This window comes from Marinobacter changyiensis, assembly GCF_009193265.1.
Taxonomy (GTDB): Bacteria; Pseudomonadota; Gammaproteobacteria; order Pseudomonadales; family Oleiphilaceae; genus Marinobacter; species Marinobacter changyiensis.
On the sequence record NZ_VZZZ01000003.1, the window covers coordinates 371,289 to 385,584 of the forward strand.

Sequence of the window (14,296 nt, forward strand, 5' to 3'; positions counted from 1 at the left end):
TTGCCCCTCGACGAATTTTCAGGACTCAGCGCCTACAATTCAGCTGAATCACCCTTTACAACAGGCAGCCCGTCGACATGCCGAAGAAGTTCATGAAGCGATATTTGCCGACACCGGAAAAAGTAAGGGCGATCCGTTCACTCCACTTCCTCGGCGATATCCTGCATGAGCCGAACCTCTGGCACATCAACCGTCATTGTGTTTCCAGAGCCTTTTTTATCGGTATTTTCTGGGGCATCCTGCCGGTGCCTTTCCAAATGGTGGCTGCCGCATTCTTCGCCATCTGGTTCAACGCCAACCTGCCACTGTCCGTTGCCCTCGTCTGGATCAGTAACCCCCTGACCATGCCCCCGATATTCTACTTCAACTACAAAGTCGGAGCCTGGCTCCTGGGACGTCCGGTCATGACCTTTGAGTTTCAGGCAAACTGGTCCTGGATCAGCAACCGAATCGTTGATATCGGCATCCCGCTCTATTTCGGCTCGATCATTATCGCAACGGTAGCGGCCTGCGTAAGTTACCTGACGATTCAATACCTTTGGCGCCGAAAAGTACGTTCCGAATGGGGCCGGCGCCGGCCCCCTATTGACTGATCGTCCTATCCGGCCAACTGCTCCACCAGCTTTCCCTGTTCCAGGCGAAGTACCCGACCGAGGCTTTGGGCCATACCCATATCGTGGGTGACAACCACAAAGGCAATCCCAAGCCGATCCCTCAGAGCAGCGATCATTTTGCGCACCCCCTCTCCGGTTTGTTCATCAAGGTTACCGGTAGGTTCGTCCATCAGCACGCATTGAGGTTCATTTACCAACGCCCGGGCGATAGCGACCCGTTGCCGTTCGCCACCAGACAGCTCACCCGGCTTATGGTCCAGCCTTGCGCCCAGACCCACCTCGGACAATATGCTCTCGGCGCGTCTTGAGGCATCCCGAACCGACACACTACCCAGCACACAGGGCATCATCACGTTTTCAAGTGCCGTAAACTCGGGCAACAGGTGGTGAAACTGGTAGACAAAACCGAGGTACTGGTTGCGAAACCGGGCTCGGGCCGCTTCTGACATTCGATGGATGTCCTTACCACAAATGGCAATATGGCCCGTTGAGGGTTTATCCAACCCGCCCAATAAATTTAACAGCGTGGTCTTACCGGCACCACTGCTACCCACAATCGCAACCGTCTCACCTGCCGCAACACTCAGAGAGATATCCGAAAATATGGTCAGCTTACCCGGCCCTTCATTATAGGTTCGGGTAATAAGGTCACACTCGATGACCGGCTGGTCCGGCGCAATGGGCTGTTCGGGATTACTCATAACGCAGGGCCTCTGCCGGATCAACGCGGGATGCACGCCATGCCGGATAAATGGTCGCCAGCAGACTCATCGCCATGCCCGCGCCGCTGATGATGTATACGTCTTCCCACCGCAGCTGGGAAGGCAGATAGCTGATGAAGTAAACATCGGCATTCAGGAACTGACTGCCTCGGATCGCCTCGATCCAGCCGATAATATCGCTGATGTAGGTAGCCCCGAGCACCCCCAACGTCGTGCCGACAAGGGTGCCCAAAACACCGATCACAGCGCCCTGGACGATGAATATCCTCATGATCCGGCCGGGCGTGGCACCTATGGTCCGCAGGATGGCGATATCGGCAGTTTTATCCGTTACGACCATGACCAGCGTCGACACGATGTTGAAGGCCGCCACCGCCACAATAAACATCAGCAACAGGCCGATCATGGTTTTCTCCATCCGGATGGCCTGGAACAGATTGCCATGAGTGCGGGTCCAGTCCGACACGTAGTGCCTGCCGCCGAGATTGCGGGCCGCCTCCTCCGCCACCCGGGGCGCTTTGAACAGATCGTCCACCAACAGGCGCACGCCCTGGGCCTTGCCATTGGTGCGCATCAGTTTGGAGGCATCGTCCATGTGGACCAGCGTGTAGTTACCGTCCAATTCAGCGCCGACACTGAAAATACCTTTGACGGTGAAGCGTTTAAGCCGTGGCAGCACACCCGCCGGGGTGACGGAAGCTTCCGGCAAGACCACCGTTAACCGGTCACCAATCTGCAGACGCAAGCTGGTAGCCAGCGTTTTGCCGACAATAATACCGAACTCGCCGGAGCGGAGATCCTCCAGCTTACCCTCGGTCATGTGGTTTTCGATGATCGACACGCTGCTTTCCTGCTCCGGCAGGATGCCATTGATAGCAACGCCCCGGACATTGCCGCCACCAGTCACCATGCCCTGGCCCTGAATAAATGGCGCAGCAGCAATGACCGAGGGATGCTCCGAGACGACATTGTCGACCTGCTGCCAGTCGTCGAGCAGGTCATCACCCTGAATGACCGCGTGCGGTACCATACCCAGGATCCGCTGCTTGAGTTCGCGGTCAAAGCCGTTCATCACCGATAGCACGATAATCAACACAGCAATGCCCAGCATCAGCCCGATCATGGACGTCAGTGAAATAAACGATATAAAGTGATTGCGCCGTTTGGCGGCGGTATACCGCAAACCGACATATAACGATAATGGTTTGAACATGTGGTGGAGCCTACCGCTACCCGGTTATAGTCAACGAAAGCCTTCCCGGCGCACGATCCGCAAGGAAGCTGCTAAACTAGCGTTATCAAACAAAAAAGCACACCACACGGGGGCGCCAATGGACTCAGAATCAGCTTCGGAACGGCGCGACTACTATCGCATTCAAGACCGGATCGGGCTCGAGTTCAAACGCTGCGCGGAACGCGTTGATACTCCTGAGCATACTTTCGAAAATGACCATCTTGATGGCCTGCGGACAGAGCTTCGGCGCCTCGATTTCGACGTCCGGAACCAACTGGCCAGTCTGGCAGAAAACGACCGCCTGCTGGCGACGTTGATCAAGTCGCTCAATGGCAAGGTCGATACACTGGCGCGCATTATGGCCTTTGAGCAAAATCCGTTGCAACCGCATGAGTGGCAGAACGCGACCCTCAGTGAAGGGGGCATATCCTTCATTGACCCGGAAAACACCCTGGTTGTTAATGACGAAATCGACCTGCGGATGACACTGCCTCCCGAATTATATCGTCCGCAAGCGGTGGCAAAAGTGATTAGCAGTGCTCCACTGGAGACCGGGGGGGGAAGGGTTCACGCCGAATTTACCGACATTCAGGATGCCGACCGACAGCAGATTGCGCGCCATGTCATGCGATGGCAGATTCGCCAGCGCCAACAGGATGTCCCGACAGACATATGAGACAGACATGGCAGACAAGGTCCGGTTTAATTAAAATTACGCTTTATCCATAAAAACAACGTACATCACGATTCACAGCAGGAGTTGAATCCCCATGAAAGCCACTGTACAGACCCTGATCAAGTTAACCATCGCGCCGATTATCGCAGGCATATTGCTGGCCAGCCTTCCTGTTTCCGCTGAGCAGGTTCGAGTGCCGATTATGTCCCAGGCGGATAGCCGGGGTGCCATGGACTTGCCCCGCACAGGCCAGACCCGTGAGACCGTTGAAGGGCGTTTTGGTGGCCCGACCGGCACCAAAGGGCCGACCGGAAAGCCCCCTATCGTTCAGCTGTTCTATCCGGAATTCGTGGTGTATTTCGAGAGTGACCGGGTCATACACACGGTTGTCAAACCCCAACGCTGATCCGCAGATAGAGTTGTCTCAAAAAACAGCCACAGCGTCCTGACGTCAGACGATTGAATCGCTAGAATACCGGCTTTGCGTTACGGGCGTGGCCCCAAAAAACATTATCGCACCCGGCATACGATACAGTGAGCATTCTTCTGGCTGACCGAGTTGCGCGCCCGGCACTAAAGGTGATTAAAATTTGAGCACACCAACTTACCGGATGCCTGCCGAATGGGCACCGCAAAGCGCTATAATGCTGACCTGGCCCCATGCTGGCACCGACTGGAAAGAGGTGTTGTCAGACGTCGAACCGGTATTTCATGATATCGCGAAAGCGACTCTGCGATTCCAGCACGTTCTGATCAGCTGCGAAGATGCCGCCACACTGACCCGGATTGCCCGTGAGCTTGACCAGTATGCCGAAGCCAACGGGCTTCCCGGTCGGGTTAAAGCAGTTCACGCCCCGGCAGATGATACCTGGGCCAGGGATCATGGGCCGATCTCGGTATTATCACCGACGGGCATCAGATTGATGGATTTTGGCTTCAACGCCTGGGGCGGCAAGTTTCCCTGCGACAAGGACCATGCGCTGAATCGAAACCTCGCACGTCAGGGTGCCTTTGGGGACATGCCCCTGGATACGGTTGATTTCATCCTGGAAGGCGGATCTCTTGAATCGGATGGTCAGGGTACCCTGCTAACCACCAGCGAGTGCCTGTTAACCACGACCAGGAACCCCACGTTCGACCGCAAAGAGATCGAATCACTGTTGTCAGAGACTCTTGGCGCCCGACAGGTACTCTGGCTGAACCATGGCTATCTGGCTGGCGACGACACCGACAGCCATATCGATACCCTGGCCCGGTTCTGTGGCCCGGGCCATATCTGTTACGTGCGATGCGAAGACGTTGATGACGAACACTTCGACGCACTCAGCGCCATGGAAGAGGAGCTACGGCAGTTCCGGCAACTGGACGGCTCACCTTATCGTCTGACTCCACTACCCTGGCCGGCCCCACTGTACGACGGTGAAGGCGAGCGCATGCCGGCCACTTACGCCAACTTCCTGATCATTAACGGGGCGGTCTTAATGCCCGTTTACGATGTTCCGGAAGATACCGAAGCCGTTCGAGTGATGGCAGGCATCTTCCCGGATCGCGAAATTATTGCTATTAATTGTCGTCCGCTTATCGCCCAGCATGGCAGCCTGCATTGCGTGACCATGCAGCTTCCAGAGGGCGTGGTGACGTTATGAGTACACCCCCGACATCCGGCCTTTTACAGGTTGCCGCCATCCAACAGACTGGCAGCAGCGACAAGCAGACCAGCCTGGCCACTACCGAGCGACTGGTACGAAAAGCTGCCGGCGACGGCGCCAGGCTCATCGTCCTGCAGGAATTGCATACCACACTTTATTTCTGCCAGACCGAAGACACCGCCATATTTGACCTGGCGGAGCCTATACCCGGTCCCACCAGCGAACGCTTATCATTATTGGCCGCTGAACTGGGCATTGTCCTGGTCGGCTCTATTTTTGAACGGCGAATGAATGGCGTTTATCACAACACCGCCGTGGTGTTCGAGACTGACGGTGCAATCGCCGGTATTTATCGCAAGATGCATATTCCTGACGACCCCGGCTTTTATGAAAAGTTCTATTTCACCCCTGGTGACGCGGTTTTTAATAACGGTATCAGCGGCTTTACACCCATCGACACTTCTGTGGGGCGTCTTGGCGTAATGGTTTGCTGGGACCAGTGGTATCCGGAAGCCGCACGTCTGATGGCGCTGGCTGGCGCCGAACTACTGATATACCCCACCGCCATCGGCTGGGACGTAACCGACGAACCCGCCGAACAGGCGCGTCAGCTGGATGCCTGGGTTACCGTCCAGCGCGGCCATGCCGTTGCCAACAACCTGCCGGTCATCGCACCGAACCGGATTGGCATCGAAGCCCAGCCCAATGGTCAGGGGGATGGAATTCGTTTTTGGGGCAACAGTTTTATCTGTGGGCCGCAAGGCGAGGTCCTTGCACGCGCGGATGACAGCAGCGAGACCATTCTCAGCGTGACCCTCGACCGAAACCGCAGTGAATCGATTCGCAGAATCTGGCCGTATCTCCGTGACCGGCGCATTGACGCCTATAGTGACATTCTCAAGCGGGTACGAGACTGACAGATGAAGAAACTGACGGACGCGACGATAGCTCAACTCAACGGCATTCTGCTGGGCAAGGATAATCAGGTCCGCTTGTCTTTGTGCGCTTTGCTTGCCAGAGGACATCTGTTGATCGAAGACATCCCAGGCATGGGCAAAACCACCCTGTCTCACGCTCTCGCCCGGGTCACCGGTCTCAGCTATCAGCGTATTCAGTTCACCAGTGATCTGCTACCTGCCGATGTACTGGGCTTTTCAATGTATGACAAGGAAGCCGGAGCTTTGGTGTTCCATCAAGGGCCTATTTTTGCTCAGGTGGTGCTTGCCGATGAGATAAATCGCGCGTCGCCCCGGACCCAGAGTGCGTTGCTTGAGGCCATGGAAGAACAGCAGGTGTCAATTGAAGGCGAAACCCGTCCCCTGCCTCGACCGTTTTTTGTTATCGCCACCCAGAATCCGCTTGAACAGGGCGGCACCTACCCACTGCCAGAGTCTCAGCTTGACCGCTTTCTCATGCGGCTGAAACTCGGATACCCGGATCCGCGAGCGGAGCGGGAGCTGCTGGAAGGCGAAGACCGAAGAACACTGACCGCAAAAATGCAACCACAACTCAGCCACAGGGACCTGCTGGCGCTTCAGGAAGCCGTCGGCCGGGTGTCTACCAGCCCGGCTCTGCTCGATTATGTCCAGCGCTTGCTGGATCATAGCCGCCGGATGCCTGGCATCGTCTACGGGCTCTCCCCCAGGGCCGGGCTCGGGCTGGTGCGTGCGGCCCGGGCTTGGGCGCTGATGAACGGCAGGCACCATGTCTTGCCCGATGATATACAGGCGGTTTTTCCCTCCATTGCCGAGCACCGGCTCGAGCAGGGACAAACCGGCAAGAGTGCAGACCGGGTGCGGCAATTGTTAAATACCGTTTCAGTGATTGAATAATCTGAAAAAAGCACCAGTTAATAGGTCACATCAGGCTAACGGAACCCGCAACGAGAGACCCATCATGAAAGACAACCGACATTCCCGTTTGATCATCCTCGGCTCCGGCCCCGCTGGTTACACGGCGGCCGTTTATGCCGCCCGCGCCAACCTTAATCCGACCCTGATCACTGGCATTGAAGTTGGTGGCCAGCTGACCACCACCACCGATGTGGACAACTGGCCGGGCGATGACGACGGCGTCCAGGGCCCTGAGCTGATGCAGCGCATGCTCAGGCACGCGGAGCGGTTTGAAACCACGATTGTATACGACACCATCAACGAGGTTGACCTGCACTCCCGGCCCTTCCGCCTCAAGGGGGACAGTGGAGAGTTCACCTGCGATGCACTGATTATCGCAACCGGCGCGACCGCTATGTATCTGGGTCTCGACTCCGAAGAGGCCTTCAAAGGAAAAGGCGTCTCCGCATGCGCGACCTGCGATGGATTTTTCTACCGCAAACAGAAAGTAGCCGTGATCGGTGGCGGTAACACCGCCGTTGAGGAAGCTCTTTACCTCTCCAACATTGCAGAAGAAGTAACGCTCGTGCATCGCCGGGACAGTCTCCGGGCAGAGAAAATTCTTCAGGACAAGCTGTTCGAGAAAGCCGAGACTGGCAACATCCGGCTGGTCTGGGATCACACCCTGGACGAGGTACTCGGTGATGAAACCGGCGTGACTGGCATGCGCATCAGGAGTACCAAGGATGACACCACCCGGGACATCGATCTGGCAGGCGTCTTCATCGCCATCGGCCACAAACCGAATACTGATCTGTTTCAAAGCCAGCTGGAGATGGAAAACGGCTACCTGACCATCCGGTCCGGCCTCGAAGGCATGGCAACCCAGACCAGTATTCCAGGTGTATTCGCAGCTGGCGATGTTGCCGATCATGTCTACCGTCAGGCAGTAACCTCAGCCGGTTTTGGTTGCATGGCAGCCCTTGATGCCGAGCGCTTCCTGGATCAGCCGGACTGACTTGCCTTATTCAGGCGCGCGCCCATGACGTCTCTACCCTGGCTCGATACGGAATTCCTCTGGTTTCCACCACCGGAAGAAGCGCTGGAGGAGCCTGATGGCCTGTTGGCTCTGGGTGGGGACCTGGCCCCCGAGCGCCTGGTACACGCCTATCAAAACGGCATCTTCCCCTGGTTCAGTGATGATCAGCCGATACTCTGGTGGTCTCCTGACCCGCGTTGTGTGCTGTTTCCCGATGAAGTCCATATCTCCCGAAGCCTGAAACGTACCCTCAACAAGGGCTACTTCAGCATCACCTCTGACCAGGCCTTTTCAGACGTCATCCATCGCTGCGCTACGGTTCGCGAGGAAGGCACCTGGATTACAGACGATATGATCGCCGCCTACACCACTCTTCATCACCAGGGTACTGCCCATTCGTTCGAGGCATGGAACCCTTCTGGAGAACTTGTAGGGGGTCTTTACGGTATTGCCCTGGGACGATGTTTCTTTGGCGAGTCGATGTTTTCTCTGGAAACGGACGCCTCCAAGGTGCTGATGGTGGCCCTTGCCCACCAACTGGATGCCTGGGGTTACCGGTTAATGGATTGCCAGGTAGAAAGTGGACATTTGTTGCGGATGGGCGCCCGATGTATCGCAAGAAGCGAGTTTTTATCTATACTCAGAAAATACGTTAAAGCCAAGCCGGGTCATACATCCTGGGCAATGAACTGGCGCTGGCAAGGAGTGTCGCCAGCCGGATACGAAAGGGAATGATGACAGCCGGAACCAGACCGAGGTTCAAAAATGAGTAGCCTGAAAACGCTCGTTTTCTTTGCAACACCTGCTCATGAATGCAGCTACCTGGATGACCGGGATGCCACCACCATGTTCGTCGATCCCAGGGCAAAGGTTGATAAACGGCTCTACAGTCAGCTGACAGCACTGGGATTTCGGCGTAGCGGCTCTCATTATTACCGGCCTCACTGCGAACACTGCAATGCCTGCATCCCGGTGCGGCTCAACGTGCAGGAATTCAGTCCCGACCGCAGCCAACGGCGAGTGCAACGCCGCAACAACGACCTCACCTTCCATTACGCACCGGCCCGCTTCTCGGAGACCTATTACGACCTGTACGCACGCTACATTGAACAACGGCACGCAGACGGCGACATGTACCCGCCATCACGCGAGCAGTTTGCGTCATTTCTGGTCGAGGGTGCGACCGAGAGTTATTTTCTCGAAATGCGAAAAGGCAATGATTTGATCGGTCTCGCGGTAGTGGATGCCCTGGATGACGGACTTTCAGCCATTTACACCGTATTTGAGCCCCGCGAGGTAAGCCGCAGTCTCGGTACCATGGCGGTCCTTTGGCAAATTGACGAAGCCCGGCGCCAGAACTTGCCGTATCTTTATTTGGGCTATTGGATAAGTGAATGCCGCAAAATGAATTATAAAACCCGCTTCCGTCCTATTGAAGCTTTGCTAAACGGCCACTGGCAAAGGCTGCCAGTCCCTTCGGGCACAAACTCGTCGGATTAACGAAAAATCCCGGACCAGCGGTTTTTATACCCCGGATATTTTGCCAAATGACGACAATTCAGGCAGAATTGCGCAATTTATAATTATCAAAAGTGCAAACCGCACTTAAAACGAGGTTTTTACTGAATGGCGAAATCAGATGCTATTGAAATGGAAGGGGTTATCGTTGATACCCTGCCCAACACCATGTTCCGGGTCGAACTGAGTAACGGCCATGTGGTGACCGCACACATTTCCGGCAAAATGCGCAAGAATTACATTCGGATTTTGACTGGCGATAAGGTCAAGGTAGAACTGACACCGTACGACCTGTCCAAGGGTCGCATCGTCTACCGCGCTCGCTGACCGCCAGCGAAAAAAAAGCCCCTCAATGAGGGGCTTTTTTTGGCTTGGCGATCAGACGGCTTCTGCTGGCTCATTCTCGTATTCGAATTCGAGCTCATCACCTTTGAGTCTGACATACACTTCGCCACCGTTCTCCGACAGGCTGCCAAACAGGATCTGCTCCGCGAGTGGGCGCTTGATCTTATCCTGGATCAACCGGGCCATAGGCCTCGCTCCCATTTTCACATCATAGCCCTTCTCTGCCAGCCAGGCTTTGGCGGGCTCATCAACGTGAATAACAACATGCTTCTCATCCAGCTGGGCCTGCAGCTCCGTGAGGAACTTGTCCACCACGTGGGTGATGGTCTCTTTCTGCAGATCGGCAAACTGGATAATGCTGTCGAGCCGGTTGCGGAACTCGGGCGTAAAGGATTTGGTGATCACCTCCATGCCATCAGTGCTGTGATCCTGCTCACTGAAACCGATCGAACGTCGTGCCATGTTCTCGGCACCTGCGTTAGTGGTCATAACCAGGATGACGTGGCGGAAGTCTGCCTTGCGACCGTTGTTGTCCGTAAGCGTGCCGTGGTCCATCACCTGCAACAGCAGGTTGAAGACTTCCGGATGCGCCTTCTCTATTTCATCCAGCAGCAGCACGCAATGGGGGTGCTTGTTAACAGACTCCGTCAGCAAACCGCCCTGATCAAACCCGACGTAGCCGGGAGGCGCACCAATCAGCCGTGACACGGTATGGCGCTCCATATACTCGGACATATCGAACCGGACCAACTCAATACCCAATACCTTGGCGAGTTGACGGGTAACCTCGGTTTTGCCCACCCCGGTAGGACCGGCAAACAAGAACGCACCCTCTGGCTTCTCCGGGGATTTCAGGCCGGCACGAGCGAGCTTGATAGCCGTTGACAAGGATTCGATGGCCGGATCCTGACCAAATACCACCATCTTGAGGTCCCGCTCCAGATTCCGCAGCAAATCCTTGTCGCTGGAAGAAACATTCTTCGGCGGTATGCGCGCGATCGTTGCAACCACATCCTCGATGGCTGACACCCCGATCACCTTTTTCCGCTTGGCCGCAGGCATCAGACGTTGCCGCGCGCCGGCTTCATCGATCACATCGATAGCCTTATCTGGCAAATGGCGGTCTGTGATATACCGCTCAGCCAGCTCTGCCGCGACGCGGAGCGCCTTGTCGGTGTACTTCAGATCATGGTGCTTCTCAAAGTGTGGCTTGAGACCCTTCAGGATCTGGTAGGTGTCCTCGACACTCGGCTCGTTCACATCAATTTTCTGGAAACGCCGGGCCAGAGCGCTGTCTTTCTCAAAGATGCCGCGGAATTCCTTGAAGGTCGTAGACCCAATGCAGCGGATCTCCCCTGAGCCAAGCATTGGCTTGAGCAGGTTAGAAGCATCCATCACGCCGCCAGAGGCCGAGCCAGCACCAATGATGGTGTGAATTTCGTCAATGAAGAGAATGGCGTGTTTTTCCTTTTTCAGGTCAGACAGCAAACCCTTAAGGCGTTTTTCAAAATCACCACGGTACTTGGTGCCTGCCAGCAAGGCGCCAAGGTCCAGAGAATACACTACCGCATCAGAAATAATCTCGGGCACCTGCTTGTCGACGATACGACGGGCCAACCCCTCTGCAATGGCGGTTTTGCCCACGCCGGCTTCACCAACCAGCAACGGGTTGTTCTTGCGGCGACGGACCAGAATCTGGACCACCCGCTCAACCTCGTGCTCGCGACCAATCAACGGATCGATTCTGCCCTGTCGCGCCAGCTCATTAAGGTTGGACGCATAAGCCTCAAGTGGTTTCGAAGAGCCACCCTCTTCACCGGCCTCCTCATGGGACGCCTGATCAGCGCCTTCCTGATCTTCGGCACCCTGAACGCGAGAAATGCCGTGAGAGACGAAGTTGACCACATCGATCCGGGCAATATTCTGTTTTTTGAGCACATAGACTGCCTGGCTCTCCTGCTCGCTGAAGATTGCTACCAGAACATTGGCGCCGGTGACTTCCTTCTTGCCGGAAGACTGGACATGGAATACAGCCCTTTGCAGGACTCTCTGGAAACCCAGTGTCGGCTGGGTTTCCCGCTCACTGTCACTACTGGGAATCAGCGGTGTGGTGGAATCAACAAACTCTGCCAGCTCCTCTTGAAGCCGTTGCAGGTCAGCGCCGCACGCCTTGAGAACCCCCAGGGCGGAGTCGTTATCCAGCAATGCCAGCAACAGATGCTCGACAGTCATGAATTCATGACGTTTGTCGCGCGCATTTTTAAAGGCGGTATTCAGCGTAATTTCAAGATCTTTGCTAAGCATGTGCCACCCCAAGGTTTATCAGTCCGCACGTTCAATCTCGCACAGCAGCGGATGTTCGCACTCAGAAGAGTACTGGTTCACCTGTGCTGCTTTCGTTTCCGCGATGTCTCGGGTATATACCCCACATACGGCCTTTCCCTGCGTATGGACGAGCAGCATCACCTGCGTCGCCTTTTCTTCATTCATGCCGAAGAACCTCATTAATACTTCAACAACAAAATCCATGGGCGTGTAGTCGTCATTCAAAAGCATCACCCGAAAGCGGGCTGGCCGTTTGAGGGCCGGCTTTGCCGGTGCAACGCTGAGGTCGTCTTGACGCCCTGGTTCATCGTTGCCCTCCTGATTTAATACTAGTAGAGAATTCTCAATAATCCGCATGATTCTTTACCGAATGTCGGTGCATGTTCATAAGATGGTTGTGCGCGAGCCCGTTTTCAAGGACCGCTTCGAAAGCTTCTTCCATATTAACGTCTCACCCCCCGTAACAACCAGAGATTTGGCTATTGACTCGGAGCCAATATTGGTCAACAGTTACTACTGAAATGTAAAATTGTGTTAAGCCATGTAATTTTAATGCAAATAATAACGACAGGTAATGACAGAACAGGGGAGTTCAAAATGCCAACAGGCAAAGTTAAGTGGTTCAATAACGCCAAGGGTTATGGCTTCATTATCGAAGAGGGTTGTAGTGATGACCTGTTTGCACACTTTTCGTCTGTGCAAATGGAAGGCTACAAAACCCTGAAAGCCGGTCAGGCGGTTAACTTTGATAAGAAGCCCAGTGACAAGGGTGTTCATGCGGTGAACATTGTTCCTGTGGAACAAACGCAGAAACAATCCACTGAAAGCGAAGAAGCGTCCCAGCGGGATGACTCCCACCAGGATGACGCCAGCGACAACACCGAGGATGAAGCCTACCCGGATCATCCGAGGGCCGCAAACGCCTGAATAACGCTGACAGAAGCACCCGCGTCAGCTCACGCTCTAACGAGACGTGTTGTGGGATTTTGTCCCCAACAAATGACTCTGTGAAACAAATACAGCGCCGAAAAGGGCGCTGTATTTGTTTCATTGCCTCCATTTTCCAATCAGGCGGGTCTGGCGAACTGAAGACAGCTACCGATGAATGCTAGACTTGGGTCTCAGTCGTTGGCCTCTTCACGCCAGGGGCGAAACCGCAACGTTGACCGGGCCTCTCCTGTACATGGCAAAACTGATCCTCCTGAACAAACCTTTCAATGTGCTGTGCCAGTTCACCGATACTGACGGTCGCGATACATTGGCCAACTACGTAAAGGTGGCCAGGGTCTACCCGGCGGGCCGCCTGGACTTCGACTCTGAAGGTTTGTTGTTGCTTACAGATAACGGGCAGTTGCAGCAGAAAATCGCCGCGCCAGAACACAAAATGCCTAAGACTTATTGGGTTCAGGTGGAGGGCGACATCACGGCCGAGGCGCTGATGGCACTCAGCAACGGGGTTGCCCTGAAGGATGGGAGAACCCTGCCCGCTGAAGTCCGGAAAATACCAGAGCCGGATGTCTGGCGCCGCCAGCCACCGGTCCGGGAGCGGAAAGCCATTCCTACTTCCTGGCTTGAGCTAACCATCCGGGAGGGCCGTAACCGACAAGTTCGCAGGATGACCGCCGCTACCGGCTTCCCTACCCTGCGTCTGATTCGTTACAGCGTAGGATCGTGGACTATTGACGGGCTTGCACCGGGCACCCTTAAGACCCTCGAAATCCATGCCCCGGAACCGGCAAAGACTATACACCGACGACCAGCCCGGTCCCGCAAACCAAAACCATCAAAAGGAAAAACACCATGACCTGGGCACCCCATGCGACGGTTGCGGTTATCGTAGAAGACTCCCATGGCCGATTTTTGCTGGTGGAAGAACTCAGCGAAGGAAACGTAGTATTCAATCAACCGGCCGGTCATATCGAACCCGGTGAACGGATCACCGATGCTGCCCGCCGGGAAGCCCTTGAGGAAACCGGTTGGCGTGTCGAGCCCGAGCATTTCCTTGGTCTTTACACCTACTTTGCCCCCACCAACGGCGTTACGTATTATCGCTTCTGCTTTGCCGCCCGCGCTGTAAACAGGGTCAGTGAGCAGCTCGATAACGGCATTATCGCCGCTCACTGGCTCAGCTATGACGACATCCGGGCGCGACAGCCGGCACTTCGCAGCCCACTGGTCCTCCAGTGCATAGATGATTACCGTAATGGCCGGCGCTTTCCACTGGACATCATCGTTGAATCGCAGACCTGATCTGTTGAAAGTGATAAACTTTGCCGCTTGAATCCAGACCATTGTCTCAGCGGCCGGATGGCGTTGAGGCCTGATTTCCGATGTTATGTCAG

17 protein-coding genes are annotated in these 14,296 nt (G+C 55.3%); 13 read left to right on the forward strand and 4 right to left on the reverse strand.

The genetic code is table 11. The features are described from left to right. Positions 1–92 precede the first annotated feature (92 nt). Entirely contained in the window at positions 93–593 is a 501-nt protein-coding gene (locus F6Y09_RS10415) for a DUF2062 domain-containing protein (protein WP_425481833.1), read from the forward strand. 5 nt (positions 594–598) lie between these two features. Here the strand turns inward: F6Y09_RS10415 and F6Y09_RS10420 are convergent, their stop codons facing one another. Both F6Y09_RS10420 and F6Y09_RS10425 read right to left on the reverse strand, forming a co-directional pair. Continuing rightward, complete coding sequence (locus tag F6Y09_RS10420; protein WP_152206858.1) at positions 599–1,315, reverse strand: ABC transporter ATP-binding protein; 717 nt, start codon at positions 1,313–1,315, stop codon at positions 599–601. Beyond that, positions 1,308–2,549, reverse strand: a complete 1,242-nt coding sequence (locus tag F6Y09_RS10425; RefSeq protein ID WP_152206859.1) for a lipoprotein-releasing ABC transporter permease subunit — start codon at positions 2,547–2,549, stop codon at positions 1,308–1,310. Before F6Y09_RS10425 ends, F6Y09_RS10420 begins: the two co-directional genes overlap by 8 nt. A 118-nt stretch (positions 2,550–2,667) precedes the next feature. On the opposite strand from F6Y09_RS10425, the gene F6Y09_RS10430 reads away from it, so the two are divergent. The 9 genes from F6Y09_RS10430 to infA all read left to right on the forward strand — a co-directional run bounded on the left by F6Y09_RS10430 (position 2,668) and on the right by infA (position 9,611). Beyond that, on the forward strand, positions 2,668–3,246 hold the full coding sequence (locus tag F6Y09_RS10430; protein WP_152206860.1) for a PilZ domain-containing protein: 579 nt from the start codon (positions 2,668–2,670) through the stop codon (positions 3,244–3,246). A 94-nt stretch (positions 3,247–3,340) separates the two neighbouring features. Further along, positions 3,341–3,652: a hypothetical protein gene (locus F6Y09_RS10435; protein ID WP_246180464.1), complete on the forward strand. Its 312-nt coding sequence runs from the start codon at positions 3,341–3,343 to the stop codon at positions 3,650–3,652. A gap of 205 nt (positions 3,653–3,857) precedes the next feature. Then, positions 3,858–4,892, forward strand: coding sequence for an agmatine deiminase family protein (locus F6Y09_RS10440; protein ID WP_152207017.1), 1,035 nt, complete (start codon positions 3,858–3,860; stop codon positions 4,890–4,892). Continuing rightward, entirely contained in the window at positions 4,889–5,812 is a 924-nt protein-coding gene (locus F6Y09_RS10445) for a carbon-nitrogen hydrolase (protein WP_152206861.1), read from the forward strand. The genes F6Y09_RS10440 and F6Y09_RS10445 overlap by 4 nt, the downstream gene beginning before the upstream one ends. Positions 5,813–5,815: 3 nt before the next feature. Continuing rightward, a complete protein-coding gene (locus F6Y09_RS10450; RefSeq protein WP_152206862.1) occupies positions 5,816–6,727 on the forward strand; it encodes an AAA family ATPase in 912 nt (303 codons plus the stop codon). A 64-nt stretch (positions 6,728–6,791) separates the two neighbouring features. Beyond that, positions 6,792–7,745, forward strand: a complete 954-nt coding sequence (gene trxB / locus F6Y09_RS10455) for a thioredoxin-disulfide reductase (protein WP_152206863.1) — start codon at positions 6,792–6,794, stop codon at positions 7,743–7,745. Positions 7,746–7,769: 24 nt separating this feature from the next. Then, positions 7,770–8,501 carry a leucyl/phenylalanyl-tRNA--protein transferase gene (gene aat, locus F6Y09_RS10460; RefSeq protein ID WP_152206864.1) on the forward strand — a complete coding sequence of 244 codons (732 nt, stop codon included), beginning with the start codon at positions 7,770–7,772 and terminating at the stop codon, positions 8,499–8,501. Between the two features lie 30 nt (positions 8,502–8,531). After that, positions 8,532–9,266, forward strand: coding sequence for an arginyltransferase (locus F6Y09_RS10465; protein WP_152206865.1), 735 nt, complete (start codon positions 8,532–8,534; stop codon positions 9,264–9,266). Between the two features lie 126 nt (positions 9,267–9,392). After that, positions 9,393–9,611: a translation initiation factor IF-1 gene (infA, locus tag F6Y09_RS10470; protein WP_152206866.1), complete on the forward strand. Its 219-nt coding sequence runs from the start codon at positions 9,393–9,395 to the stop codon at positions 9,609–9,611. Positions 9,612–9,662: 51 nt separating this feature from the next. Here the strand turns inward: infA and clpA are convergent, their stop codons facing one another. Beyond that, positions 9,663–11,933 carry an ATP-dependent Clp protease ATP-binding subunit ClpA gene (gene clpA, locus F6Y09_RS10475; RefSeq protein WP_152206867.1) on the reverse strand — a complete coding sequence of 757 codons (2,271 nt, stop codon included), beginning with the start codon at positions 11,931–11,933 and terminating at the stop codon, positions 9,663–9,665. 18 nt (positions 11,934–11,951) lie between these two features. Beyond that, the gene (gene clpS / locus F6Y09_RS10480; protein WP_152206868.1) at positions 11,952–12,311 is read right to left on the reverse strand and encodes an ATP-dependent Clp protease adapter ClpS; all 360 of its coding nucleotides are present in this window, start codon (positions 12,309–12,311) and stop codon (positions 11,952–11,954) included. A gap of 240 nt (positions 12,312–12,551) precedes the next feature. On the opposite strand from clpS, the gene cspD reads away from it, so the two are divergent. The 3 genes from cspD (at position 12,552) to F6Y09_RS10495 (ending at position 14,204) form a co-directional block, all read left to right on the forward strand. Beyond that, on the forward strand, positions 12,552–12,881 hold the full coding sequence (gene cspD, locus F6Y09_RS20705) for a cold shock domain-containing protein CspD (protein WP_152206869.1): 330 nt from the start codon (positions 12,552–12,554) through the stop codon (positions 12,879–12,881). Between the two features lie 256 nt (positions 12,882–13,137). After that, complete coding sequence (locus F6Y09_RS10490) at positions 13,138–13,758, forward strand: pseudouridine synthase (protein WP_152206870.1); 621 nt, start codon at positions 13,138–13,140, stop codon at positions 13,756–13,758. Further along, a complete protein-coding gene (locus F6Y09_RS10495; RefSeq protein WP_152206871.1) occupies positions 13,755–14,204 on the forward strand; it encodes an NUDIX hydrolase in 450 nt (149 codons plus the stop codon). Before F6Y09_RS10490 ends, F6Y09_RS10495 begins: the two co-directional genes overlap by 4 nt. Positions 14,205–14,296 lie beyond the last annotated feature (92 nt).